General features: G+C 42.2%; 21 protein-coding genes and 1 tRNA gene. 11 read left to right on the top strand and 11 right to left on the bottom strand.

The annotated features are described in order from the left end of the window. The first annotated feature begins 14 nt into the window (after positions 1-14). The 8 genes from AC6R00_RS02450 to qatD all read left to right on the top strand — a co-directional run bounded on the left by AC6R00_RS02450 (position 15) and on the right by qatD (position 9,442). A complete protein-coding gene (locus AC6R00_RS02450) occupies positions 15-458 on the top strand; it encodes a GatB/YqeY domain-containing protein (RefSeq protein WP_500639220.1) in 444 nt (147 codons plus the stop codon). Positions 459-556: 98 nt separating this feature from the next. After that, positions 557-2,314, top strand: a complete 1,758-nt coding sequence (gene dnaG / locus AC6R00_RS02445; RefSeq protein ID WP_500639219.1) for a DNA primase — start codon at positions 557-559, stop codon at positions 2,312-2,314. Positions 2,315-2,412: 98 nt separating this feature from the next. Beyond that, entirely contained in the window at positions 2,413-4,269 is a 1,857-nt protein-coding gene (gene rpoD, locus AC6R00_RS02440; RefSeq protein ID WP_171324730.1) for an RNA polymerase sigma factor RpoD, read from the top strand. 151 nt (positions 4,270-4,420) lie between these two features. Then, a tRNA-Ile gene (locus AC6R00_RS02435) sits at positions 4,421-4,496 on the top strand. 269 nt (positions 4,497-4,765) lie between these two features. Beyond that, positions 4,766-6,613, top strand: coding sequence for a KAP family NTPase (locus tag AC6R00_RS02430; protein ID WP_099607689.1), 1,848 nt, complete (start codon positions 4,766-4,768; stop codon positions 6,611-6,613). A gap of 2 nt (positions 6,614-6,615) precedes the next feature. Beyond that, a complete protein-coding gene (qatB, locus tag AC6R00_RS02425; RefSeq protein ID WP_218963523.1) occupies positions 6,616-7,440 on the top strand; it encodes a Qat anti-phage system associated protein QatB in 825 nt (274 codons plus the stop codon). After that, positions 7,437-8,714, top strand: coding sequence for a Qat anti-phage system QueC-like protein QatC (gene qatC / locus AC6R00_RS02420; RefSeq protein WP_099607690.1), 1,278 nt, complete (start codon positions 7,437-7,439; stop codon positions 8,712-8,714). Before qatB ends, qatC begins: the two co-directional genes overlap by 4 nt. Continuing rightward, on the top strand, positions 8,711-9,442 hold the full coding sequence (gene qatD / locus AC6R00_RS02415; RefSeq protein ID WP_099607691.1) for a Qat anti-phage system TatD family nuclease QatD: 732 nt from the start codon (positions 8,711-8,713) through the stop codon (positions 9,440-9,442). Before qatC ends, qatD begins: the two co-directional genes overlap by 4 nt. Before the next feature lie 415 nt (positions 9,443-9,857). Here qatD and AC6R00_RS02410 read toward each other — a convergent pair whose 3' ends face one another. The 11 genes from AC6R00_RS02410 to djlA all read right to left on the bottom strand — a co-directional run bounded on the left by AC6R00_RS02410 (position 9,858) and on the right by djlA (position 21,174). Next, a complete protein-coding gene (locus AC6R00_RS02410) occupies positions 9,858-10,304 on the bottom strand; it encodes a hypothetical protein (RefSeq protein ID WP_099607692.1) in 447 nt (148 codons plus the stop codon). Then, entirely contained in the window at positions 10,294-10,614 is a 321-nt protein-coding gene (locus AC6R00_RS02405; RefSeq protein WP_171382757.1) for a hypothetical protein, read from the bottom strand. Before AC6R00_RS02405 ends, AC6R00_RS02410 begins: the two co-directional genes overlap by 11 nt. A 391-nt stretch (positions 10,615-11,005) precedes the next feature. Continuing rightward, entirely contained in the window at positions 11,006-12,559 is a 1,554-nt protein-coding gene (locus AC6R00_RS02400; protein ID WP_367938031.1) for a replication endonuclease, read from the bottom strand. A gap of 228 nt (positions 12,560-12,787) precedes the next feature. Further along, complete coding sequence (locus AC6R00_RS02395) at positions 12,788-13,030, bottom strand: helix-turn-helix transcriptional regulator (protein WP_038509602.1); 243 nt, start codon at positions 13,028-13,030, stop codon at positions 12,788-12,790. A gap of 122 nt (positions 13,031-13,152) precedes the next feature. Continuing rightward, positions 13,153-14,211: a carbohydrate porin gene (locus AC6R00_RS02390; protein ID WP_367938084.1), complete on the bottom strand. Its 1,059-nt coding sequence runs from the start codon at positions 14,209-14,211 to the stop codon at positions 13,153-13,155. 506 nt (positions 14,212-14,717) lie between these two features. After that, positions 14,718-15,596 carry a hypothetical protein gene (locus AC6R00_RS02385; RefSeq protein WP_367938032.1) on the bottom strand — a complete coding sequence of 293 codons (879 nt, stop codon included), beginning with the start codon at positions 15,594-15,596 and terminating at the stop codon, positions 14,718-14,720. A gap of 124 nt (positions 15,597-15,720) precedes the next feature. Further along, entirely contained in the window at positions 15,721-16,200 is a 480-nt protein-coding gene (locus tag AC6R00_RS02380) for a TetR/AcrR family transcriptional regulator (RefSeq protein ID WP_367938033.1), read from the bottom strand. A gap of 214 nt (positions 16,201-16,414) precedes the next feature. After that, positions 16,415-17,395, bottom strand: a complete 981-nt coding sequence (locus AC6R00_RS02375) for a hypothetical protein (RefSeq protein ID WP_367938034.1) — start codon at positions 17,393-17,395, stop codon at positions 16,415-16,417. A 9-nt stretch (positions 17,396-17,404) separates the two neighbouring features. Beyond that, the gene (locus AC6R00_RS02370) at positions 17,405-18,640 is read right to left on the bottom strand and encodes a site-specific integrase (RefSeq protein ID WP_500639218.1); all 1,236 of its coding nucleotides are present in this window, start codon (positions 18,638-18,640) and stop codon (positions 17,405-17,407) included. Between the two features lie 288 nt (positions 18,641-18,928). Beyond that, positions 18,929-20,068, bottom strand: a complete 1,140-nt coding sequence (locus tag AC6R00_RS02365) for an HD-GYP domain-containing protein (RefSeq protein ID WP_500639217.1) — start codon at positions 20,066-20,068, stop codon at positions 18,929-18,931. Between the two features lie 251 nt (positions 20,069-20,319). Next, positions 20,320-21,174: a co-chaperone DjlA gene (gene djlA, locus AC6R00_RS02360; protein WP_500639216.1), complete on the bottom strand. Its 855-nt coding sequence runs from the start codon at positions 21,172-21,174 to the stop codon at positions 20,320-20,322. 147 nt (positions 21,175-21,321) lie between these two features. On the opposite strand from djlA, the gene lptD reads away from it, so the two are divergent. Genes lptD through pdxA form a run of 3 tightly spaced genes read left to right on the top strand, consistent with a single transcriptional unit; the run spans position 21,322 to position 26,025 of the window. Beyond that, positions 21,322-23,691, top strand: coding sequence for an LPS assembly protein LptD (gene lptD / locus AC6R00_RS02355; protein ID WP_500639215.1), 2,370 nt, complete (start codon positions 21,322-21,324; stop codon positions 23,689-23,691). A 53-nt stretch (positions 23,692-23,744) separates the two neighbouring features. Further along, positions 23,745-25,043 (top strand): peptidylprolyl isomerase SurA, encoded by a 1,299-nt coding sequence (surA, locus tag AC6R00_RS02350; protein WP_500639214.1) that lies wholly within the window; start codon positions 23,745-23,747, stop codon positions 25,041-25,043. After that, positions 25,033-26,025, top strand: a complete 993-nt coding sequence (gene pdxA / locus AC6R00_RS02345) for a 4-hydroxythreonine-4-phosphate dehydrogenase PdxA (RefSeq protein WP_500639213.1) — start codon at positions 25,033-25,035, stop codon at positions 26,023-26,025. The genes surA and pdxA overlap by 11 nt, the downstream gene beginning before the upstream one ends. Positions 26,026-26,032: the final 7 nt, after the last annotated feature.

Below are 26,032 nucleotides of genomic sequence, written 5' to 3'. Positions count from 1 at the left end.
AAAGGATTATAGTTATGGCTCTGATTGACAAACTCAAAGAAGAGCAAAAATTAGCGATGAAAGCCAAGGACAAAATGCGCCTTGGCACTATTCGTTTAGCTCTGTCAGCAATTAAGCAACGTGAAGTCGACGAACGGATCACTCTGGGCGAAGATGACATTCTTGCTGTGTTGACCAAAATGGTTAAACAACGTCGCGACTCTGTGGCTCAATTTGAATCAGCAGGTCGTCAAGATCTTGCAGATGCTGAGAAGGCTGAAATCACTGTACTTGAGGACTTTATGCCTCAACCGCTTACTGACGAAGAAGTCGCTGCGCTAATTGATAGTGCAATTGCTGAATCTGGTGCTGCGGGCATGCAAGACATGGGTAAAGTGATTGGCGTTCTTAAGCCTCAAATTCAAGGGCGCGCAGATATGGGTAAAGTTAGCGGTTTAGTTCGCGCTAAACTGGCTTAATAACCCAACCCAATTGCAACAAGCCGTGCTATCCTTCGGAATGCGCGGCTTGTTTGTATCTACCCTTTCTTATTGTTAGTGCATTTTTCTAAGGTTTTATGGCAGGACACATCCCTCGAAGTTTCATTGATGATCTCCTTGCTCGACTTGATATCGTCGACATTATTGACGCTCGCGTAAAACTTAAGAAAAAAGGCAAAAACTACGGCGCTTGTTGCCCATTCCATAACGAAAAGACTCCATCATTTAGCGTTTCTCAAGAAAAGCAGTTCTATCACTGTTTTGGCTGTGGCGTACACGGTAACGCCATCGACTTTATGATGGAGTATGAACGACTCGATTTTGTTGAAGCGATTGAAGAACTGGCTTCTCACCTGGGCTTAGAAGTTCCGCGAGAGCAGCGCCAAGGTGGCAGTTTTCAATCCAACCAACCCAAAGCAAACTCTGAGCAGAAACGTAATCTGTATGACTTAATGGGCAGCATTGGTCAGTTCTACCGTGACCAACTTAAGCAGCCTAAAAGCAAAGTCGCGATTGATTATCTCAAAGAGCGTGGCTTGTCTGGTCAAATCGTACAGAAGTTTGGAATTGGCTATGTAGCCGATGAATGGGACCTTGTACGCAAGAACTTTGGTCAAACACCGCAAACGCAAGAGATGTTAGTCTCTGGCGGTATGCTGATTGAGAATGACAAAGGTAACCGCTACGACCGTTTCCGTGGTCGTGTGATGTTCCCTATCCGTGATCGTCGCGGTAGAGTGATTGGCTTTGGTGGTCGAGTGATTGGTGACGGTACACCAAAATACCTTAACTCTCCTGAAACGCCTATTTTCCACAAAGGTAAAGAACTGTATGGCTTGTATGAAGTTATGCAAGCCTACCGCGAGCCTACGCAAGTCCTTGTTGTGGAAGGCTACATGGACGTGGTTGCGTTGGCGCAATATGGCGTCGACTATTCAGTTGCCTCATTGGGTACTTCAACCACAGGTGATCATATTCAGCTGTTGTTCCGTCAAACCAATACTGTGGTTTGTTGCTACGATGGTGACCGAGCAGGTAAAGAAGCCGCATGGCGAGCGTTAGAGAACGCACTGCAATACCTAAAAACCGGCAATACGCTTAAATTCTTGTTCTTACCTGATGGCGAAGATCCTGACAGCTATGTTCGTAAGTACGGCAAAGAAGCGTTTGAACAACAAATAGAACAAGCGACGCCGCTTTCGAGCTACTTGTTCGACAACTTGATTGAAATTCACAATCTGAATCTTGGAAGCAATGAAGGTAAATCCGCACTTCGAGCTCACGCCAGTGCATTGATTGATAAAATTCCTGATCCTTACTTCCAAGAACTGCTCGAAAAACTATTGGATGAGCGTACTGGCTTTGACAATCGTCTACGCCAGACACGTAAGAAAACCAGCGAAACTCGACCTCAACCGCATAAAGAGATCAAACGTACGCCTATGCGCGAAGTGATCGCTTTGCTTATTCAAAATCCGAGCTATGCTGAAATGGTACCAGACCTCTCTACTGTGAGAGAGTTAACAGTACCGGGACTAAGTTTATTTGTTGAGGTGCTTGATTATTGTCATCAGCATCCCAATATCACTACGGGTCAGTTATTAGAACGCTGGCGAAATAGTAGCCATGAGGCACTTTTATCTCGTCTCGCTGGGTGGGAAATCCCCCTCGACGAAGATAATGAACAAGATATATTTTTAGATTCATTGGACAAGATTCTTGCCCAATGCGTCGAAAAGCAAATTGAAAACCTGCAGGCCAGAGAAAGAAGTGTCGGTTTATCAACCGAAGAAAGAAGGGAGCTGCTAGCTTTGATGCTAGATTTAAAAGCGTAACCCTGTTCGAATAGTCAGCAATAAATAAATTTGTTAAGATGTGTGGTTTGCAACTCGCATACTAATTCCTTCACCAGATACTAAGTTGGATACCGTCTATGGATCAAAATCCGCAGTCACAGCTAAAACAACTTGTCATTAAAGGCAAGGAACAAGGCTATCTGACCTACGCAGAAGTAAACGACCACCTGCCAGCAGAAATCGTAGATTCAGAGCAGGTCGAAGATATCATTCAGATGATTAATGACATGGGCATTCGAGTAGTAGAAACTGCTCCAGATGCTGATGATCTAGCGCTGAACGATGACGATACAATTACCGATGAAGATGCAGCTGAAGCTGCTGCTGCTGCGCTTTCAAGCGTAGAGAACGAAATCGGCCGCACTACTGACCCAGTACGTATGTACATGCGTGAAATGGGTACCGTTGAGCTATTGACTCGTGAAGGCGAGATCGATATTGCAAAACGTATTGAAGACGGTATTAACCAAGTTCAAAACTCAGTAGCTGAGTATCCAGGCACTATCCCATACATCCTTGAGCAATTTGATAAAGTTCAGGCTGAAGAGCTACGTCTTACCGACCTTATTACAGGTTTCGTAGACCCAGATGCTGATGAGACGGCTGCTCCAACAGCAACTCACATCGGTTCTGAGCTTGCTGAATCAGATCTTGAAGATGAAGATGCTGAAGAAGAAGACGCGGAAGAGTCTGAAGACGATGAAGAAGAAGAGGAAGATACAGGCATCGATCCTGAGCTTGCTCTAGAGAAGTTCACGGCTTTACGTAACACATTCCAGAACTACCAGCTTGCTTGTAACGAGTACGGCAATGAAAGCCCGAAAGCGACACTGGCTCATGAGATGGTTATCGACGTCTTCAAAGAGTTCCGTCTAACGCCTAAACAGTTCGACTACCTAGTTGAAGAGCTACGCACTTCTATGGAACGTGTACGTACTCAAGAACGCTTAATAATGAAAGCGTCTGTTGAGTACGGCAAGATGCCGAAGAAATCGTTCATCACTCTATTCACTGGCAATGAGTCAAGCGAAGCATGGCTAGACGAAATCCTATCTTCTGATAAGCCATACGCTGAAAAGATTCGTCGTAGCGAAGACGATATCCGTCGCTCTATCGCGAAACTGAAAGTGATCGAAGAAGAGACATCACTAACGGTTCAGAACATCAAAGACATCAGCCGTCGTATGTCTATCGGTGAAGCAAAGGCTCGCCGTGCGAAGAAAGAGATGGTTGAGGCGAACTTACGTCTAGTAATCTCTATCGCGAAGAAATACACCAACCGTGGTCTACAGTTCTTGGATCTGATCCAAGAAGGTAACATCGGTCTGATGAAAGCGGTAGATAAGTTCGAATACCGTCGTGGTTACAAGTTCTCGACTTACGCGACATGGTGGATCCGTCAGGCAATCACTCGCTCAATCGCAGACCAAGCTCGTACGATTCGTATCCCAGTACACATGATCGAAACGATCAACAAGCTTAACCGTATCTCTCGTCAAATGTTGCAAGAGATGGGTCGTGAGCCGCTACCGGAAGAGTTGGCTGAACGCATGCAAATGCCGGAAGACAAAATCCGTAAAGTGCTCAAGATCGCCAAAGAGCCGATCTCAATGGAAACACCAATCGGTGATGACGAAGATTCGCATCTAGGTGATTTCATTGAAGATACGACGCTTGAGCTACCACTAGACTCTGCAACTGCAGGCAGTCTAAAAGTAGCAACCAAAGACGTTCTTGCGGGTCTTACACCACGTGAAGCGAAAGTACTACGCATGCGTTTCGGTATCGATATGAACACTGACCACACTCTAGAAGAGGTGGGTAAGCAATTTGACGTAACACGTGAACGTATCCGTCAGATCGAAGCCAAAGCACTACGTAAACTTCGTCACCCTAGCCGTTCAGAAACTCTGCGCAGCTTCCTAGACGAGTAAACTCTTCAGCTTTGCTAAGATTGATGAAAAGGTGAGCACTGGCTCACCTTTTTTATTGCCTATCGATTTAAGTGGATAAAATCTAAGCGCATTTACCCTAGATCGCGTCTAGACAGCTAGATCTGCATCCCCTATAATCATTGCCCTACACGGCCCCTTAGCTCAGTGGTTAGAGCAGTCGACTCATAATCGATTGGTCCGCAGTTCAAGTCTGCGAGGGGCCACCATATACAGAAAGGCCTGAGAGCGAATCCGCTTCTCAGGCCTTTTGCTTTTTCAGCCTCTGTGTAGCAAATATGTAGCAGATTTTTACTAAATCTCATCAAGAAAAGCCCTCATATACTTTTCCCCTCAAAATGTTCTCTTCAACACCTTGTTTCTCATAACGTAAGAAAATATCCATAAATACCTTATGGACAATATCTATTAATAGGACTTCAATCACCTTCTTAGAAAACCGACTTGTATAAAATCAATTGCTTATACGGAGGGTTGTATGTGGACAGATAATGAAGCAGAAAAGGACTACTTAAACTTTGGAAGCGTAGCTAAAACCGTTTCAGAGATAATAGTCCAGGCTAACTCTCGCCCTATCTCAATTGGAGTATCAGGAGCTTGGGGTGTAGGTAAGTCTTCTATGATCAAACTAATTGAGAACGACCTGCAAAACAGAGATTCAGAAGATAACAACAAATATTTATTCGTAAAATTCAATGCGTGGCTCTATCAAGGTTACGATGACGCTAGAGCTGCATTAATTGAAGTTGTGGCCTCAACCTTAGCGGAGGAAGCTAAAAAGCGAGAGACTTGCCTAGATAAAGTCTCTTCTCTTATGGACAGAGTTAATTGGTTTAGAGCACTAAAGCTAACTGCTTCCACTACGGCATCTTTGGCTTTTGGGCTACCTCCAACAGGGCTTTTATCGGAAATATACGGCGCTGCAAAACGTTTGGGAGATGGTGAAATCACTCAAGAGGACTTCGACAACGCCCAACAGATTAGCAAGCGAGCTTCTAAACAAACTCAAGGCCTTTTGGCTCCGACAAACAAAACCCCACCTAAAGAAATTGAAGAGCTTAGGAAAAGTTTTGAAAGCATACTCGGAGAGATGAACGTAACTCTAGTTGTTTTAATTGATGATCTTGATAGATGTTTGCCCGAAACTACTATTTCAACCCTCGAAGCCATTAGGTTGCTTCTGTTTCTAAAAAATACGGCCTTCGTCATCGCCGCCGATGATCAAATGATTAAGCACGCCGTGAAAAAGCATTTTCACAATGTAGAAGATGATCTGGTTACTAGTTACTTTGACAAGCTGATTCAAGTACCTATCCGAGTCCCACCACTGGGTACTCAAGAAGTTCGTTCATACATGATGCTCCTATTTATACAAAATAGTGACATATCCGACGAAAGAAAAGAATCTATCAGATTAGCTGTAGCTAAACAGCTCAGCAAAAGCTGGCAAGGTTGTCGAGTGGATCTTAAATTTGTTCGTCAAGAAGATTCAGAGCTACCCGAAAGTCTAATCAATCAATTGAATACAGCAGATAGGCTAGCCCCTCTTATGACAACGGCCTCTGGTATATCTGGGAACCCTAGGTTAATCAAAAGATTCCTAAATGCTCTTTCTATAAGAATGGCCATGTCAAGAACGCAAGGAGTTGGTGTAGACGAATCAGTTTTGGCAAAAATTCTACTTTTTGAAAGATGTGGAAATCCGAAAGCTTACGCAGAATTAGTTAGAACAGTTACTGAAAGCGAGGATGGAAAGTCTAACTTGATTGCAAATCTAGAGGAGCAAGTTTCTTCAGGCATACATACAGCTCTCGACCAACCATGGGATCAAGACTTTATAGTTCAGTGGCTTAAACTCCCTCCATTAGTTGGTGGAATTGACCTCAGGGGAGCGTTATATGTAAGCCGGGAGCACGCCCCTCTGATACTACCTGAGGATCAGTTGTCACCAGAGGCAATAGATATGCTCCAAGCGCTACTTGAGCTGCCTGAAATGGCCTCTAGTTACAAGGAAAAGCTATCAGCTTTACCAAGAAGCGAGATTTCAGTGATGATGGATAGAACTCTAGATAAAGCTCGACAAGAGCAAGAGTGGGGAGCCCCAAAAATTTTAGACGCTTGTATAGTTCTTTCGCAAGTCGATGCTTCACAAGGGGAAAGGATTGCTAGCTTCCTCAAAGACCGCCCAGGCTCACAAATACAGCCTAGCATCATACCTAAAATCTCCGATGAATACTGGTCCAAGAGTGTCTTCGACTATTGGAGTGATGATGAAGAAGTTAGTGGTCCAGTTAGAAAAGCCGTACGAAAACATTTGGAGAATTAAAAGTGGGAACTTCACAATCAAGCAATGGCTCTCCTTCTGGAGTTCCTATGGTTCCGCCTTGGGTACCTGACGTTAATCCAGAAACCGATGACTTGCAGTTAGATAATGACAAATCACCTGCAACCGAACCTAGCGTCCCCCCATCATTAGCGCCACAAGGTCGCTTTAAACCTGCAAGAAGTAGCTTAAATAAATACGCTTCCGAGGGTGGTAGTTCAAATCGAGATGGCGGTTTAAAGCACTATGTAAAGAGAGGATATGGCGGTAGTAAAGGTGCTACGAAAAGAATGGGGGGCACTGTTCTTAAAGCAGGAGCTCTTTATTCAGCATTGCTTCCGGGAAATCAAAATCCACTTACAGAAACAGGTGGACCACTTGATCCTGTTTTAATTTCTGGGCGCTCTGCAGATGAAATTATGGACGCTATTGTAGAAGCCGTTAGCCCTATAGATGGCACTTTAGATGCAGAATCGAGTAGAGCTTCCATAAAAGATGCTTTGTCCGAGGTATTAGACGAAAACCCTCAAGCTGATTTAATGCAGTTATCTGGAGAGCAAAGAGAGCTAGCTATAATGCACTTTATGGCGGGAGATGTGTTCCGACGTATCGATTTGGATTTAGGAAAGGACATTCGAGAGAGTGCTCCAAATGCTTCTACTGGTATGAAAAGACTCAAAGAAGTTAAGGACTACGTGAAACAAACCATATTCGCATCCTTCAGAAAAATTAAAGAAAGCGGGCAAGCTATATCATCAAAAACAATAAACAATATCGCTAAAAATACTATTAGAGATACTTTCGAAATATTTGAGGCATACGGATCATGAAGCTAAATTGTACTCCTACCAAGTCAGGCTTTAGTTCTGAGTACGATACTCTCAACGTTTTACTATTCGGGAAAGCAGATGCAGATAAACATGGCTTCGCAGGAGCTGCTGTTTATGAAGCAATAAAGAAACAGAAGCTGGCTCCATGTACTAAAGCTTGGGACTTACTTTCAATAGCACTTTCGGTCATCTGCGCAGACTTAGCAGGACATCGAAAGAAAAGCCCTGACGGTTGGACGAGGAGCTTTGAAGTCGACATTGCAGTTAACGATAGTACTTTTTGGAACTTACATGCAGAAAAGCTTCAATCTTTACTCTCTTTTCTAACGACAGATATATGGAGATTAAATTTCATTGATGGCGGCTTTAATCCCATATCAGCAGAAGATAAGCAATTACCTGATGAAGATTGTGTAGCTTTACTTTCTGGCGGATTGGATAGTTTAATAGGTAATATTGACTTAGTTACAAATGGGCATTTACCTTTTGTTGTTACTCAGACTGTCCGTGGAGACGGGTATCAACAAAAAACGTTCGCAGCATCAATAGGCGATGGCCTACGTCAATTCAAGGCCAACCACAACGCAACGGTACCAAAACCAGAGACACCTTCATCTCAAAGAGCGCGCTCGATCATTTTTCTAGCTTATGGAGTGCTTATAGCAACCTCTTTAAGAAAATATCATGAAGGTGAGGAGGTAAAGTTGTATGTATGTGAAAATGGCTTCATTTCGATAAACCCTCCCCTGACACAAATTAGATTGGGTAGCCTTAGCACTAGAACAACCCATCCAGTTGTCCTTTCTCTTTTTCAAGAAATTTTAAATGATGCAGGAATTCGAGTATTAGTTGAAAACCCATACAAACACAAGACAAAAGGCGAGATGCTACGAGAGTGCGCAGACCAAAGCAAGCTCAAACAACTAGCTCCTGATACAACCAGTTGTGGTAGGTACTTAATCCATGGACATCAACATTGTGGGCGCTGTGTTCCATGTATGGTTCGAAGAGCTGCATTTAACGCATGGAATCAAAAAGATTTAACTATATATAAATACCATAATCTAGGAATCAAAAACGATGAGCATTCTGGTTACGATGATGTGAGATCAGCATTGATAGCTATCTATGAACGAAGAGAGAAAGGAACTAAACGATGGCTAAGCTCTGCTCTAAGCTCTCCTCGAATTCAGAGTAAAGAAGATCTAGCTCATATGATAGAAAGAGGGTTAGAAGAAATTGAAGCACTACTTATTAAGCTCAATGCAAAGTGATTGATTTTCATAACCACTTAGATCTGTACACTAGTTTTAATCAAGTTGCAGATGAAGTTAGAAAAAGACAAATCTATCTTCTGTCAGTAACCACTACGCCTAGCGCATATGTGGGAACCAAGTTGTTAGAAGGAAATAACAGTAGAATAAGAACTGCTTTAGGGCTACATCCCCAGTTAGCGCATGAACGAATTAGTGAGCTACCAATATTTGAAAAATACATATCTGATACTAGGTATGTAGGAGAGATTGGGTTAGATGGTTCAAAAGAGTTTCGTCAGCACTATAAAAAACAATCAGTAGTCTTTGATACAATTTTACAAACTTGTAAAAGCTCTGGTGGAAAAATAATGTCTATACACAGCCGTGGAGCTGCCTCTGAAGTTGTAGGCCTTTTACAAAGGCAGCCTGATGCTGGAAAGCCTGTTTTGCACTGGTTTTCCGGTACAAAGAGTCAATTACGCGCGGCTATAAACATAGGCTGCTGGTTCAGCATTGGACCAGCTATGCTTAACTCCAAGAAATCCGTCGAACTGATCTCAATGCTACCTAAAAATAGAGTTTTACCAGAGACAGATGGCCCATTTGCCAAGTTAAACAATAACGTACTAATGCCGTGGGATTCGAACTTAGTGGTTGAAAAACTATCTCAAATTTGGAAAGTAGACTTTAACACTGCAAATACTCAAGTACATGAAAACTTGAAAACATTAGTATCTTCTGTGTAGAGATTTAGGCCGCTTGAAATGAACTCAACAAATACCACTAGTACTTGTTGATTATTACGTAGTAACGTTCTTGTGAATAAGGGAGCTATCTCTCATTGATGTATGATTATTTTGAGTTAATTAAGCCCTGAGGTACAGTTTGGAACTTATTTTCTCCCCTTTAATAGTAATATTTCTCTGCTATCGGCAGTTTGGTAGAAACGAATGGTTAGTCACACTACTCTATATCGCATATTCAATTACAATTAACTGCTTTTTAGACTTACCCTATAGTTCCAGAATAGGGAGCTTCTATATCGGAGTCCCAACAGCCTCATACTTACTCTGCATCTTTCCCCATTATTTAGAAAAGTACCCCGAATCAGTGATTAGGGGCATTGGTGTATCGGGAATAATTGTGGCTTTCGCAGCTGCACTATTGATTTTTTAACTCATCAACGATTTTCAACATATTTACTTCTAACCCCTTTTGCTGAAGACGACTATCTAGCTGAGTTAGCTTAAGCTTTTCTTCAGATGAGAGGCCATGCATCTGTGTTTTCAGATAAACCGATAAGTATCTTTGTTCCATCAACTTAGACTCCACCAATTCCGTTGAACTGATTTCGTCAGCTAAAGCGGCTAATTCTTCATTGGCAGAGCAACGTTGGATTCGAATATCTTTTAGAAACAATACATACTTTTCGACATCATCAACGCTAAGATCACTAATATCACTGACGGTCAATGGGGCTTTTTGCTCTTCCACTGCGATACACTCTTTAACTTTGACCTTATATTCCTCATAACTATTGGCAAATACAACTTGAGACAAAGTCATTAAAAGGGCCGATACGAATATCGCTTTAGCATTACATTTCATTGTACAAACACCTCCAAAACATTCTCTCTTGGTTTGTTATGGAAGAATGAGTAGCCATGCGATAGGCGATATTTTCTACCTGACGAACCAATATAGGATTACTTGAATGCATCGATTTACCTAGTAATTCAAAATCTGTAGTAACTACCTTGTACGACGACCCAATCACACCATTACGAGCAAAAATGTCGAGCATTACGGACATCCCGAGTAAACCTGACAAAACATTTGCCATGTCTTGTTTATCTTGAATCTCTCTGATAGCTCTCTTGCTATCAGAACCAAACTTAACGTTAAAATTACAAGCCATTGTGACTCCTTATTAATCTTTGCGTAGACAATACTACGAAAGCAAATCTAGTTGCATATAAGCTATTATTCCTTGGCTATAGCTCACAATGCGTACGTACACTTATTCACAGAACTCCAAGTAAAACACCCCTCATCAATGATGCGGGGTGTTTATATTTATGGTCTAACCAATCGTAGTTAATGGAAGACAACGAGAAGAACAAACCAAGCAAGTGGTAGGTATTGCGCACTAAAAGCGACCCGCTCTGAAGCTCTCTTTGCTACAGTCATAACTTTTCACCGTTCCTACATTACATGAACGATAAAATACTAAACCTTTGACCAAACCATTTATGAGCTAGAGTGCATATAAAACTAATAAGTAATTATTATTTATCGCACTTAGGTGCCTATAGAGCTTCACGTTGTATGCACTCGCGCCACTCAAACATTCTTGTCATTAACTCCAAGCCACCAACTACAACGCCTTTTAAAGAACGTATGAGTTCTTCTGAACAGTAACGAGAGGTTTTAACGAGCCCAGTGTCTGTATCAACCGATAACTCATAATACGGTTGGAATAGTTGTTGTTTTCGAAGGCAAAATACTCCTCCCATGCCTTTGGTGAATTCGCACCAATCACCTTTATCAGCAGCCTCAACTACCTTACGAGCTGGCTCTGGTAGCTGCATAAGTTCTCTGAGTCGTCGTAGCTCTCTCCAAACTGTTACTGAACAACCGCCTAGTTGCTGGAACTGCCTTATTCCCCAACACGAAGCCCAAGCGTCAACTCTAGCCGCAGCATCAGTTGGATCCTCTCCATACACTCCAAAATCTAACCCTTCACCATCAATATTCTTCGAGACATATTTAGCGATATAACCTGTAGCCGAACCCTTGTCTGGATCTATTTTCACTTCCTTGAATCGATGCTCATTAGCACCTAATTCTTCACGGTCTTCGCGCAATGAGTAATGCCGGATAACTTCCACCAGCTTTTGATAGTTTTCTTGCTCAACGAAAAGTAACAAATGCCAGTGAGGCGTACCGTCATGTTGTGGTTCGGCGACACGAAAGCCATAAAATCGAACTTTAAGCCGATCTAACTTCGCACGTATTTGCTGCCAAAGCGTATTTAGGTAGTTTTGCCCATCTAGTGGATTCATACCGTCCCATGAAGGGTTCATATCACCACTCGATGAATAACACCGATGGTATTTGGACGGGCATGTGATAGTTAAAAACGTCGCCATGTGTCCGAGCTCTTTCGCTAAATCTTCAAAGCCTCTCGCTCTTACCATAAGCTCTGATTTACGTAACTTAGGATTGGAGACATTCTTTTCAGATAGTTCGAGCAAGGAAAAAGTTTGCCCGAACTGGTTAGTAACATAAGAGGCCCCTAAAAATTCTTTTTGAAACTCCTTTTGTCTAATTCGAGCACGAAGTGTATGCCGCGAGCAATATAGCCCTTTAATCCGACTAATTTGGTTCATGAGATGGAAAACCGTTTCAACGTGCCTTCTCTGAGTTCGTCGAATCTGTCTTAACCACCATTGCTCATCAGATAGCCTTCCTATCTGACCTCTATGGGAAAAGCTTTCCAACTTTTTCGCAGGAATTCCCTTTTTGCGAAGAAGGGCCGTGATTCCCTGAAATAACAAGTCACTACCGTCAGAGTATAAACGTCGAAGAGAAAGGCATGTATCAACACACCTTTTTGCTTCTTTTCGTAGCTCTTCTTCTGACCAATCCAGTGAGAGCTCTTTCAAAGGCAGGGTTAGTTTACTTTCTATGGCTCGAATCGTTTCTCTCAAATGACAATTACGCTCGAACTTGTTAGCTATAGAAAGATACTCTTTGAGTAACAAGAGCCTTAACTCTTGGGGAAATGGATTGATCATGTCTCGAACAAACCCCTTATCATCCCAATCAACTTGAGCTAACAGAATTGCTACTTTTTCCATGCTCTTCCCCTTTCTGTCAGGGAAAACCTATCCCACCTTATGCCGTGTTTTCTTTGAGTGGTGTATTCAGCAAAACCTTCTTTGATGAGTTTGCATCGTGTCTTTTCAAAGATTCTATGAGGAGGTGGAGAAGAACAATAAAGTTTTCCCCAATGACTGCAATGTTCACTACAAACTTCAAAATAGTTTCCCTTTTGAAGCCAAATTAAGATGGCTTGCTGTTTAGGACTAAGCATGCTCACCTCCATTGCATGGGAGGTGCTGCAACTTAACCTGCTCGCTTAACCATTGATCAAGGTCTTCACGCAGATATCGGACTGCTCGTCCTATCTTTATAAATGGTGGGGCAATCTTACGATTCTTCCTAACACCTTCCATTCTTGCTTGGCGCAGATAGGAACGGCTCATGCCAATATATTCCGAAGTTTCTTCTTCGTTTAATACACGCTTATCTAAGTTGATAGTTGTCATAATGTGTCCTCCGTTTGACTACGAAAGACACCTTAGAACATTGAAAACGTCACGTGACGCTGAGCGTGACCCTCAGCGTGACATTTTTTTCTTTGAGTTACTTGGGAGCTAAAAACTAGCGCTTAGATACTCATTTTGATGTTTCCTCGGATACCAAATACCCAAGCACTATCCGCCTGAGAGTTGAACGGAAGTGTGTTTAGATATTGAACATTGGGTGTTACCGAGAAAGGTCCAAACTTCAATCGATAATAAAGCTCTGAATTATAAGTGTTATCAAACTGTGCATTGGGCTTAGCCCAACCGACTGCAAAGCCAAGAGTACCCGGTCCTAACCCCAGATATCCCGTCCCAGCTACAACAGACGATTTATAGAGCGCTTCTGGCCCTTTTGCAACACCTGCTCTGAAGAAGGGAACCCAATTCCCCACTTTATAAATCGTTGACCAATTGGCCCCATAGTTCTCAGTGGATTGAGCTTTAGGCCCGTCACTATGCCAAACCGTCAAGTGAGAGTTCTGCATATAAAATGAATCTTTGCTGGGCACCCACCCTATTTCGAGTGATTTAAAATACTGGTTGTCGCTAAAGAAGTTTTCGAACCCTTCAAACGGTTCAGTTGAGTCTGCTTTCGCATCAGAGAAACTTAAGTAGGCGTAATAGTTTTCGGACATCATGTGCCGAACAGAAACCCCGAGTGTCGATTCGTCAGGAATAGCAATAGAACCAGAGCCCGTACTAAACTGTATGTTAGAAAAGCCAGAATACGGATTACCAAGAGCGTAAGTATCAATGTAGTCTGTGCTATCTAAAAATCCGACCATCATTTCTGTATCTTGCGCATTAAACTCCTGCTTCCAATATAGGTTGGTAAGCCTTAAACCTATATCACTAAAGGCGGGCTGTATTAAGCCAAACCCACCGATATTCCCCATTACAAACTTAGAGGGAGCATCGTCGGTGTAATCATGTTTATGATCGACCCTCAACCTTAATGACCCTGTATCTAAGTCAGTTTCATCCTGATAAGCCCACCAATCGATAGTTACCCGAGCAATACCAGCCGCGGCACTACTATCTTTTCCTGAAAGAGTCTCATTGGACGTTAATCCAAATACGTAGTAATCACCGGTAACATCGACTGTTTTATGCTCCGAGGAATAAGTTTCATTGGAAATCATTAGCGCACTTGCAGCTATGAAGGTCGTCAGCAACTGCGGCTTTGACAATAAATATTCTCTCATTTCAATAGCTTCCCATATTAGCTACTGAGTTGTACGACTTAGCTCAACCGTATTGTTTGAATAAAAAGGAGGACCATTTTGCAAACGAGCAAAAGGAGAGAACATTAGAATTTGGATAGGCGCGTAAATCCCTTAATTAATTCATAATTAATCATCGGGGTTCATCAGAGTTTAACGATATCTATAAAAGGCTTTTGCAGGGCTCTATTGGAGTTGTTTAAGAAAATAATCTTCTATTTTTAAAATTTCGGCTAGCTAGGTACTAGGCGTAAGCACTCTAGGTACATTACTAACTTAGCAATACACAAATAAAGTCAAGTGTTGGGAAGTACCCTAGTTGAGTGGTTAAATTTACTAATTTCAGTTCAATGACGTTCAACAGAACACCAACCATTTCTGATTGGAGTTCTATCGTCGAGACTCTGGATTTAAATTTCTAGAGATTAACCGTTGCGTTTTAGGTACTCACGTTTTATGCGTTCGCGAGTTTGCTTTGAAACACGTTTGCCATCGAGTGATTTATCACGTTTTTTTGCGTAGTCACTATTTTTGATTGCATTAGCCTTTTGTTTACCCGACATATCATTAAACGTGTTGAACTTTGTTTTTTGTTCCTTAGTACCTAACCCCCAACCATTAACCAATTGGTCTAGGACTGAATCATAACCACCATATTTATTGTTAACACTAATGTTGTTCAGAGCGCCAAACGCTTTGATTTTGTCACCGCTGGACATAGAACTAATGTCTTTTTGTAAGCCCTGCATTAGCTCCTTAAGCGCTGCATTGCGATCAACATTTGGATCAGCATACTCACCCTGCTTTTCCATAATGTCATGAAACTCTTGAACGCGAGTTACATCCCAACCCAAATCTGCTAACTGTTCATATGCTTCTTTGTCTTTTTTTGACAAAAGAGGTTTTAGATCTAGTTCGTGTTCAAGTGGAACACCACCTACATCTCCATTGTTTAACTTTACGTACCCCTTTACGATTCCCACTATAATTTCTTCACGCGGTGGCAGTTCTGGGTCATTCGGTAGACCTGGCTGAACTGGTACAGGTAACGTTGGCTTTGGCTTAGACCTAGCTTTGTCGCTTGAATTGTTATCAGAAATACTCATAGGAAAAACAAGCGAACCTTTAGCATTGTATGCAATTAACTCTTCACCTACGAGAGCGTAACAAACGTCTGTGTAATAAGTGGCAGTTGGACAGCCCTCACTACCAAACTCACCGACAGTCTCTGTTGTTTTAAGGTCTGCACTCATCGATAGTGAAGATACAGAAAGAAATGCTAAAGCAAAAAGAGATTTATTCATCACACCCACCGCTGCATACATGTACGCATAAAGTTTAAAATTTTGGGGAACCGCTTGCTTTGCAGCTCCCCTTCGACATAGCGCATCTTACTTAATTCATACATGTACGCAAGCTTTTTTTTGATTATTTTTTCTCCAATACATACAGTATTGATTTTCCTAGACAAATTTCTAATGCTTCTTGTACTTCTTCTTTTGATATTCTCTCTGACATCAACCTCATAAAGTTCCCTACACCAATTTTTGCACCTTGTTTTTCTCCTGATGCAAAGGCATTCTCAATTAACATACGAACGACCATCATAAACAACTTATCATCCAATGCTTTCATCCATGATTGAATAAAAGCCTCCTTCGAGGATAGATCTAGTTGTTTGATTAAGTGGGGGGCAACCTTTCCCTGCAACGAGCGACCGAAATCAATACGCGATGGGTAATAGCGCTGTAGCGTTGACCTAGGCAGTTTCTTTCCGCCCTCACTCAACTTGTTTGCTACATTTTGGTATGTGACGGCATCCCAACCCTCTGTTATGAAAATTTGATAAACAACTTCATCATACTTTTGCTTGTTTGCTTCCCTCTGCTCAGAAGATATATACGCCATTTCAAACTCCTACATTCATACTTGTACGCAACAGTATAAAAAATGGTCTTCATTGTGAAGTCCTAGTACATTTATTCAATAAATAATCATGCCTGTTGTAATGTGACAGAATAGCAAACTATTGGACAATAGTGGGTTAACTGGAAGTTATACCGGATTGAATTGCGTACATTAGACCACCATGCAATATCAACGCTGCCAGCTTTTGATTGACCTAGTAGAACTTAAAATTTTTCTTCACTTCCACAAGTAAATTTCTAAATCGTCTCCTACCTGTAGTAACAGTACTTTCTCCATCCAAAGAGCGCCTTACAATCTCATTTTGATCCATGCACTCTATAACAAAGTCAGTGTCGTAAATCCGCTCATCCTCATTTTTGACATCAACCCTCAAACATCTCCATACCTGATCTGACGACAAGTCCTTACCTTTATCCTTGAGAATACGCACCATGATCTGCTCTATCGGATTCGTGACAATTCTTTCCTCAGAACCTTTTAGGTTTGGTAACTGCTTATCTTCGGTTAATAAACTACTTGTTAAACGGTTAGTTAACCGAAGGTGGTCGGTTTCTAAACCATTAACTAAACCTATGTCTAAACCGAAATGCTCGGTTAACTCATCTAGTTTAAAGCGAAGGTTTTGCGGTTCTAAAACCATCTGCATTATATGAACAGACTGCTTATCATCAGTATTTACGTTTTCGAAAAAATCACTAAATGTCCCTGCTGGCTTTTTAGTCGCACGTTTAAGAGCGCCGAACAAATCTTTACCAACCTGAACTTCTCCACATGCATAAAAGGGCTCTTCAGGTAATAAATAATTATCCTGAACAAATTCAAAATCAGATCTAGAGTATTCCTCAAGGGCTAAATACGGCTTTCTGAAGCTTGAGCAACGCCAAGGTTCTTCAATTAAAAAATACTTAACACGTGATTTTTTCTCACGAACTAATAGATCAAATGAGTTTTCTGCACTTAGCTTGATTAACCCCTTGTATGTGAAGTGACCTCGAAGTACCACACTTTGGCCTACTCCTTTCTTAGTCCAGAAATGGACGTAGCCTAAGTTTTCCGCTTTTATCCATGCATGAAGAGATAACCCTTCATTCTCTACTGCATGCTTCAAGTCGCCCAATGTTATCTGGGCAACATCTGATAACTCATCAATTCGATAGTAAGCTCTGTTTCTCATCGTAGCCTCTCAACCTATTAGGTTTACAGCAGCATGTTTATGTTCGGGAGCTAGGTGGGCATACCTCAATGTCATCTTGAGATCAGAATGCCCCAACAGTTCCCGAACTGTATTCAAGTCCACTCCTGCCATTACCAATTTGCTTGCGAAATGGTGCCGCAAATCATGAAACTTAAAATCTGATATCTGAGCTTTGTTAAGCAATCGCAGCCATGGTTTTTTGATGTCGCTCAGTGGAGCATCAACGTGGCTTGGAAAAACAAAAGTTTTGTTGAGGTTTTGGCTACGCCATTGCATCAATGCTGAATAGACCGAGTCATTAAGAGGGACAATACGAGTCTTCTTACTTTTGGAGTTTTTAGACGCTACAGAAAGGTATCGCTGCTCCAAATTAATGTCACTCCAGACGAGTTGTAATAGCTCTCCTCTTCGCAGTCCTGTATTCATCGCGGTTAAAACCAGAGGTTCAACATAATCAACAAACTCTTGAGCGTTAAAAGGTGGAAATAGTTTCTTTCTTCGAATGCTTCTATGCTGGTTCGCTGACTCGCGCTTTCTAACGATCTCTTCATTTCGTAGCTGGATAGCAGATAAGAGCCTCATCTCTTCTTCAACAGATAAGTAGCGAATTCTCGTATTATCAAACTTCAGAGACTTAACTTTCGTTAACTCGTGGCTTTCAATAATCTGCCATTCAACAGCCCTTGATAAAGCACCTTTCAAAGAGTTAACTGCATAGTTGATTGTTGCAGGAGCTCTACCCTGTTTGGTTTTCTTATTCCGCCACAATTCAATGTCCCATGCAGTAATAGCTGTCAGCTCTTTATCGAGGAAATCTCTGAAAGAGGAGCGGATATCTTTAATAATTTTCTCTGCGGTCTTTGAGTTACGTGTGAGCAGGAATGGTTGATACCTTTCAGAGAGAAAGCTACTTAACTTTAGAACTCTCTTTTGGTTTAGAATCGCTTTCTCTTCAAATTTTAGACGTTGAATATCAACCCCTTTGACAACCTCGGCTAACTTTTCTGTTGCAAGATCTCTTGCTTGTGTTGGAGTCAAAACTGAGGCTGGGCCAAGAAAGTAATTTACCTGTCTTCCTTGTATTCGATAGTAGAGATAATATTTAACAGCACCACTTTTTGAAATTCTGGCGTGAAAACCACTAACCACTGTATCGTTAAGACGCTTATCTTCAGGACTAAGCTCCTTAATCGTTTTTGTAGTAATTTTCTGGTTCATCACCATGCAACTACTCCTTGGACACGTTTTCTGTGTAGCAAATATGTAGCAGAAATAATAAAAAGTGATGTACTTCAGTGAATACTAATGAATATTAATTTATAAAAAACAAAAGCAAAAACAACACGTTAAACATCACCATGTAACATGGTCGTTCACCGTAATTTCGCTAAATTATAGACTCATAATCGATTGGTCCGCAGTTCAAGTCTGCGAGGGGCCACCATATTAGAAAAGGCGTAGCAGGTTAATTCCTACTACGCCTTTTTTCATTTTTCCAGTAAGTACCATTCTCTAATACAGCCCTTCTAATGGGTCTCTCTCAGGATAACGCTGGATGATCGTATCAAGTTGGATTTGGTGCTTACGTAGAGCATTAACACAGTCCGCATCAAGCTTGCTATCAAAAACCATTTTCTCCAGCTCTAAAAGAGCGTAAGGCACGGAACAAGCCTGTTTATAGGGTTTATGGGTAGTAAGGGCATCAAATATGTTAGCAACACACACTATCTTCGCACTGATAGGAATCGCTCCAGCACACAATTGATGAGGATAACCGCTTCCATCTAAAAATTCGTAGTGAAAAGAAACAATATCGCGAAACAACTGAGCACTGCGGTGATTCTCTGCTTCAAGCTCAGTGATAAATTTCGCTACTAAATCTTCACCATAGATAACATGGCGACGTAACTCAGCGACTTCTTCCGCTGCAAGCGCTTGCTGCTTACAAAGTAATTCAGGTGATATCATCACTTTACCCAAGTCATGATATTGAGAGAGCAAAGTTAAGTGCTCTACAAACTCATCGTCAAAGTCATATCTATCCGCCAACTCTAAAGCAATGACATTAGCGTAGCTTGAAACACGCTGTTTATGGCTAATTGATTCTCTTTGATACACAGGAGAGCGTGCCACCAGCTTGTTAGCTTTTTCAACTAACCGGTCAACTAGCTGATACTCTGAAAATATGGTCGCTTCAAGCATGTTAAGGTAAGGCTTAACAGCTTCAATCCCACTTTCATTAAATGCGTCTTTGTAATGAGAGTTAAGGAACACAAAGCCTCTAAATTGCTGAGCATTAAACGTAGGGATAGCGACTGAAGATTGATAACCGTCTTCGATAAGTGAATTGATATAAGGGGAAGAACGCAAACAATCGATGTCAGGCAAGATCGTCGCTGTTCTACTTTCTATACACTGCTTAAGATACGGTAGTGAACTCAGTGGAGCTTCAAAATGTATCAAGCTCAACGACAGAGAAGAACTATCGGCATAACTTCTAAGCAGATGCTCTCGAGTATCATAAAGCGCAAAACAGATTTTATCTAATTTTGGTAGATGGACTTTTATTCGCTCCTGGATGTGAGCTAACTGCCGATTAAGCAGGTGATGACAAGTGATGTTTGCCTCGACTTCCCTAGATGTAACTTCCATTGTTTCTAACCGCTCTAACTTCCATTCAAAGGTAAGTGTAGATGCAGTTTTCTGCTCCTTACCAAGAAGATATTGCCAATTCTTAGACTAAATTGATCCAACACAAAAAGCGTCATAGAAACAGTTTCAATAACTAACCATCTAACCGATTAAAACATCTGTATATTCGACGATATTACTGTGAGGAAGGGAACAAGAGAGTACTAATTCGTACTCTCTGGGGGCATTTTATGAGTATAAACTAGCAGCGTTCAGAAGCCTTTCGCTTTCTTAATCAAATCATAAGCGTTCTGAATTTCTTGCGCTTTTTCTTTAGCAACATTCATCATCTCAGGTGGTAAACCTTTTGCCATCAGTTTGTCTGGGTGATGTTCATTCATCAGCTTACGATACGCTCGTTTAACTGTTTTCGAATCTGCACTGCCGTCCACGCCCAGCAACTTAAAGGCATCGCTGAGTTGATCTGCGGTAGAAGCTTGTTGCCAACTGCTCCCTGAGTGATGAGAGTGTCCGCCCCCCGATTGACCACCAAATCCACCTTGTTGGAATCGGAACGCCGCTTCCTGCATACGTAAACGTTGCTCAAGTTGCTCTGAGGAAAAGCCAAGCCCGCGAGCAATTTTATGCAGTACATTACGCTCACTTGGGTGAATATCACCATCGGCGAAGGCTGCAGAAATTTGTAGTTCTAAGAAGAATTGCATAAGGTCGAATCGACCAGCGGATGAAATTCGCACTCTGTCCAATACAGTCTCAAGCGGGAAGTCGCTTTCTTTGCCTTCTCTGAAAGCATCTTGAGCAGCTTTTCGCTGCTGACCATGCAGATTCATGCGCTCCATCATAGTTGTCGCAAGCTGTATTTCCTCTCGCGTCACTTGCCCTTTCGCTTTTGCGACATGGCCCATCACTGCGAATGCAGCTTTAAAAAACTCTTCCTGTCGCTCAGCCTGACTTGGCCCGTTGCCAAAGCTGGAATTAAAGCCAGCTTGACGTAAACGGCGCGCTTTATCGAATTGGTGGCCTATAAATAAACCGAATACAGCACCAAATGGGCCTCCAAATAGGAAACCAAAGAATGTGCCGAGAATTTTGCCAAAAATATGCATTATGTGCTCTCAATCTCTGAATTTTTTCTTCGTGTCGCGGTCTGATAGTGCCGTAAGCTGTAAATTACTTTATTATAAGGGCCGATTTATTTTACGTTCGGTCCCTATTCACCGGATATATCAAGTTCAACAGGATAGTAAAACTCGATGTTACGTTTTCCCCGCACCTTGCTAGCCGCTTCAATCAGTGCAGCTTTCGTAGTGCCTCAGACTCAAGCAGAAACTATATCAGACGATAGTGTGCAGGAACTGCCCACTATAGATCAATGTTTGATCAACGAACCTGAAGCAGAAAATCCAAATCAACTGCCTGTTAACGTTGAAGCAGACAGCTTAGAAGCCATTAACGGCGACAAAGCGACCTATCGTGGCAATGTGGTTGTCGTTCAAGGCAAAAAACGCATGTTGGCTGATAATGTCACCATGCATCAAAAAGAAAACATTGTTGTCGCAGAAGGGAACGTAACCTTTAGTGATGGTGAAGTTAAAACCATCTCAGAGAAAGCCACCAATAACCTCAACACCGAAGAAGTCACGCTAGAAAATACCAACTATAAGTTCCTATGTGAACCGGGTCGCGGTGAAGCAGTATACGTTGCGAAAACGGGCAAAGCAGTATACGAAATTGAAGATGGCACTATAACTTCTTGTCCTGAAGGGGATAGCTCATGGCGAATGCGTGCATCGAGCATCGATATCGACCAAAATGAAGAAGAAGCGATTTTCTACAATCCGAGATTTGAGATCGTCAATGTCCCAGTTTTCTATCTACCTTTCTTAACAGTGCCGATTGGTGATACACGTAAAACGGGCTTCCTATACCCGAAAGTCTCCTACGGTTCAAAAGATGGCTTTGAGATGGAGGTTCCAGTCTACTGGAACCTAGCGCCTAATTACGATTTAAAAACCACCTTCAAACATATGCAAAATCGCGGTAACCAAATAGATAGTGAGTTCCGCTATTTATCAGACTTGGGCTATAGCACGATTAAGTCTGAATACCTGATCGATGATAAGAAAAAGCCAGAGCTTGGCGACCGTTGGGGTTTTCAATGGCAACATTCAGGCATTTTCCAGCAAAACTGGAAATTTGAAATTGACTACTCAAAAGTTAGTGATATCAGCTATTTTGCTGACATGGACTCCAGCATTGGTAAACAAGAAGATGGTCAGCTAATCCAAGAAGGTCGCGCATCTTACCGCTCTGATAACTGGGATGTATCACTACTAGCTCGTGATTTCCAAGTTTTATCTGTAGGTAGTACACCATATCGTTTGTTGCCTCAAGTTGAGTTTAATTACTATACTCCAGAGCTAATGAGGTACCTAGACTTCAATATGATAAGCCATATTTCTCGTTTTGATACTGATGGGAAAGGAAAGCCGTCAGCCACTCGCGTTCACATCGAGCCCGGAATTAAGATCCCTGTAGGCACTACTTGGGGAACTTGGACTACTGAAGCACGCTTATTAGGCACCTACTATCAGCAAGAGTTAGAAGGAGTAGATACTAGCTCAGCCACTTTAAACGACGGTTCCACTAACCCATACCAAGGTTTAGAGGAAAGCGTATCTCGCCTAATACCAGAGTTTCGATCTCATGCTGGTATTGTCTTAGAACGCGGCACCGTCGTATTTGATGACTACACCCAAACTTTAGAACCACAAATTCAATATCTTTACGTACCAGAAAAAGATCAGTCTAATATCGGTAAATACGATACTACTCTACTTCAAACAGACTACTATGGTCTTTTCCGAAGCCGAAAATATAGTGGCGTAGATGAGATAGCAGCAGCAAACCAATTTAGTTATGGAGCTTCAACACGTTTTTTCGACAGCGCCTATAAGGAACGCCTAAATATCTCATTTGGTCAGATTTTTTATCTCGATAAAGATACTAAGAACCAGTCCTCGATTAGCGATAGCAACAATTCATCTCCATCTAACTACTCAGCATGGGCCGTGGAGATGGACTTTAACTTTGCAGATTACCTGTTTTATCATGGTGGTATCCAATACGATATTGATTCTAGCGAACTCCAACTCGGGAACAGTACTATAGAATATCGCTTTAGTAGCGGATATATTCAAGGCAATTACCGATACGTAACAAGAAAGTATATTGAAAGTACTTTGGGTAATAGTATTGGTGATTTAGATAGTATTACTAAGGACGGCATCTCCCAAGCAGGCCTTTTAGCAGGCTACCAATTTACCAGTAAGTGGAACGCCAGCGCGCAATACTTTTATGATCTAACAACTGACAACTCTTTAGAGTGGCTAGGTAGAATAAATTACACCTCAGATTGTTGGTATATAGGCTTTACCTACAGCAATAAACTTCAAGGTGGGCTGATATCAAGCCCCCCACAACCGCAGTATGAGAATAATTTCACCTTAAACTTTGGTATTATTGGCTTCGGTACAAGAATTGGAGCGGGTTCTGGTCTAGCAGGGCTTGATGATGCAGGTAATTCCCTTGGTTACGGACGCCCATTCTTCTTAAACAACTAATTGATTGGCTCGCAGTCTAACCCAAGCGAGCTATTTACTTTATAGGATTTTCAATGAAATTTTGGAAACACACTTTACTTACCCTGCTAACGGCGAGTGCAATCAGCCCAGTACACGCCGAGCCTGTTCCTCTAGACAAAGTGGCGGTGATCGTTAACGAAGGCGTGGTACTGCAAAGTGATATCGATGTATCAATTAAAACGCTCAAAGCCAATGCAAAGAAGAACGGCCAACAGCTGCCTGATGAAGATGTGTTGATCGAGCAAGTTACCGAGAAGCTTATCGTTGATACGATTCAACAACAGGAAGCGGAACGTATTGGTGTACGCATCGATGACAACCGCCTCAATGAAGCGATCACTGAGATAGCTAAGAACAACAATCAAACAGTTGAACAGCTAAGCGCTTCGATTGCAGAAGAGGGCTTAAGCTACGCGGAATTTAGGGAACAAATTCGTAAAGAAATCGCGGCCAGTGAAGCACGTAATGCACTGGTACGTCGCCGCATTAATATCTTACCTGCGGAAGTGGACAACCTAGCGAATATTCTTGCTCAAGAAACTAATGCAACGGTTCAATACAAGATCGGTCACATTCAACTACGTGTAAATGATGGTGACGATAAATCAGCGATTGAAGCAGAAGCCAATAAGCTAGTAGATGAACTGAAAAACGGCGCTGATTTTAGCACTATGGCTTACACCTACTCAAAAGGCCCTAAAGCACTGCAAGGTGGTGATTGGGGCTGGATGCGTAAAGAAGAAATGCCAACCATCTTTGCTGATCAAATTAATCTACAAAACAAAGGCAGCATTATTGGTCCATTTCGAAGCGGCGTTGGTTTCCATATCATCAAGATCGAAGATGTTAAAGGTCTAGAAACTGTTGCTGTCACTGAAGTCAATGCCCGCCATATTCTTATCAAGCCAACCGTCATTCTTAGCGATGAGGGAGTACAAAACGATCTCAACGAGATAATCCGTCGCATTAAAGCTGGTGAAACAACCTTTGGTGAAATGGCGCAACAATACAGCCAAGATCCTGGTTCTGCTGCTCAAGATGGTGAGCTAGGCTACCAAACTTCTGATCTCTACGTCCCTGAGTTTAAACACCAAGTTGATACTTTACCTGTCGGCCAGATTAGTGAACCATTTAAGACGGTTCATGGTTGGCACATTGTTGAAGTTATCGATCGCCGTGAGGTTGACCGTACTGACTCAGCTCTAAAGAACAAAGCTTACCGAATTCTGTTTAACCGCAAGTTCAATGAAGAAGCGAGTGCGTGGCTGCAAGAGATTCGAGCAAGTGCCTTCGTCGAAGTGGTTGAGGAAGACGATCAAGATGACCGTTAAGCGCATTATTGTTACTGCAGGTGAACCTGCAGGCATTGGGCCCGACTTGGTTCTTGCTCTTTCCAAAGAAAATTGGAGCCATCAAATCGTGGTCTGCGCAGACAAACAGATGCTAGCTGAGCGCGCTGCTCAGCTTGGTATTTGTGTCGAACTGATCGACTATCAAGCCGATAGTGAAGTAGTCGCTCAAAGAGCTGGAACACTAGTGGTTGACCATATCTCTTTAGCTAACCCTGCCATTGCAGGTCAGCTCGATGAAGCTAACGGCCAATATGTATTAAAAACATTAGAAAGAGCCGCATTAGGCTGTATGAATAATGAATTTGATGCTATTGTCACCGGCCCTGTGCATAAAGGGGTGATAAATCGCGCTGGTGTAGCATTTAGCGGCCATACAGAATTCTTCGCTGAGAAATCCAACACACCACTTGTGGTAATGATGTTAGCGACCGAAGGGCTCAGAGTGGCCTTGGTCACCACGCATATCCCACTTGCTTATGTATCGCAGGCAATTACAAAAGAAAGATTAGAGAAGATCATCAACATCCTAAACAAGGATTTGGTGGAAAAATTCGCGATATCTTCGCCTAAAATCTACGTATGTGGCTTGAACCCGCATGCAGGAGAAGATGGTGTGCTCGGCATGGAAGAGATTGAAACCATCACCCCAACCCTAAACAGACTGCGCCAAGAGAAAGGTATCAACCTCATTGGCCCACTACCTGCAGATACCATCTTCAATGAAAAATATTTGCAAGATGCCGATGCAGTGCTCGGGATGTATCACGATCAGGTACTTCCTGTATTAAAATATAAAGGCTTTGGCCGCTCGGTGAACATCACCTTGGGCTTGCCGTTTATAAGGACCTCCGTTGATCACGGCACCGCACTTGACCTTGCAGGGACTGGCAATGCGGATACAGGAAGCTTTAGAACGGCTTTGGCTCATGCGATAGAGCTAGTCGATAAGAAATCGAATTAATTTGAGA

It is taken from the genome of Vibrio sp. R10-SF1-ISO8 (genome assembly GCF_059833805.1).
This window is presented reverse-complemented; position numbering and strand designations above follow the sequence as displayed.

Excerpts from the sequence above, each read along its gene's own strand:
- AC6R00_RS02395 (WP_038509602.1), bottom strand. The coding sequence starts at position 13,030 with ATGACAACTATCAACTTAGATAAGCGTGTATTAAACGAAGAAGAAACT.
- AC6R00_RS02370 (WP_500639218.1), bottom strand. The coding sequence starts at position 18,640 with ATGGTGATGAACCAGAAAATTACTACAAAAACGATTAAGGAGCTTAGT.
- qatC (WP_099607690.1), top strand. The coding sequence starts at position 7,437 with ATGAAGCTAAATTGTACTCCTACCAAGTCAGGCTTTAGTTCTGAGTAC.
- AC6R00_RS02410 (WP_099607692.1), bottom strand. The coding sequence starts at position 10,304 with ATGAAATGTAATGCTAAAGCGATATTCGTATCGGCCCTTTTAATGACT.
- AC6R00_RS02450 (WP_500639220.1), top strand. The coding sequence starts at position 15 with ATGGCTCTGATTGACAAACTCAAAGAAGAGCAAAAATTAGCGATGAAA.
- pdxA (WP_500639213.1), top strand. The coding sequence starts at position 25,033 with ATGACCGTTAAGCGCATTATTGTTACTGCAGGTGAACCTGCAGGCATT.
- AC6R00_RS02390 (WP_367938084.1), bottom strand. The coding sequence starts at position 14,211 with ATGATTTCCAATGAAACTTATTCCTCGGAGCATAAAACAGTCGATGTT.
- surA (WP_500639214.1), top strand. The coding sequence starts at position 23,745 with ATGAAATTTTGGAAACACACTTTACTTACCCTGCTAACGGCGAGTGCA.
- dnaG (WP_500639219.1), top strand. The coding sequence starts at position 557 with ATGGCAGGACACATCCCTCGAAGTTTCATTGATGATCTCCTTGCTCGA.
- AC6R00_RS02375 (WP_367938034.1), bottom strand. The coding sequence starts at position 17,395 with ATGAGAAACAGAGCTTACTATCGAATTGATGAGTTATCAGATGTTGCC.
- djlA (WP_500639216.1), bottom strand. The coding sequence starts at position 21,174 with ATGCATATTTTTGGCAAAATTCTCGGCACATTCTTTGGTTTCCTATTT.
- AC6R00_RS02385 (WP_367938032.1), bottom strand. The coding sequence starts at position 15,596 with ATGAATAAATCTCTTTTTGCTTTAGCATTTCTTTCTGTATCTTCACTA.
- AC6R00_RS02430 (WP_099607689.1), top strand. The coding sequence starts at position 4,766 with ATGTGGACAGATAATGAAGCAGAAAAGGACTACTTAAACTTTGGAAGC.
- AC6R00_RS02365 (WP_500639217.1), bottom strand. The coding sequence starts at position 20,068 with ATGGAAGTTACATCTAGGGAAGTCGAGGCAAACATCACTTGTCATCAC.
- AC6R00_RS02380 (WP_367938033.1), bottom strand. The coding sequence starts at position 16,200 with ATGGCGTATATATCTTCTGAGCAGAGGGAAGCAAACAAGCAAAAGTAT.
- rpoD (WP_171324730.1), top strand. The coding sequence starts at position 2,413 with ATGGATCAAAATCCGCAGTCACAGCTAAAACAACTTGTCATTAAAGGC.
- AC6R00_RS02400 (WP_367938031.1), bottom strand. The coding sequence starts at position 12,559 with ATGGAAAAAGTAGCAATTCTGTTAGCTCAAGTTGATTGGGATGATAAG.
- AC6R00_RS02405 (WP_171382757.1), bottom strand. The coding sequence starts at position 10,614 with ATGGCTTGTAATTTTAACGTTAAGTTTGGTTCTGATAGCAAGAGAGCT.
- lptD (WP_500639215.1), top strand. The coding sequence starts at position 21,322 with ATGTTACGTTTTCCCCGCACCTTGCTAGCCGCTTCAATCAGTGCAGCT.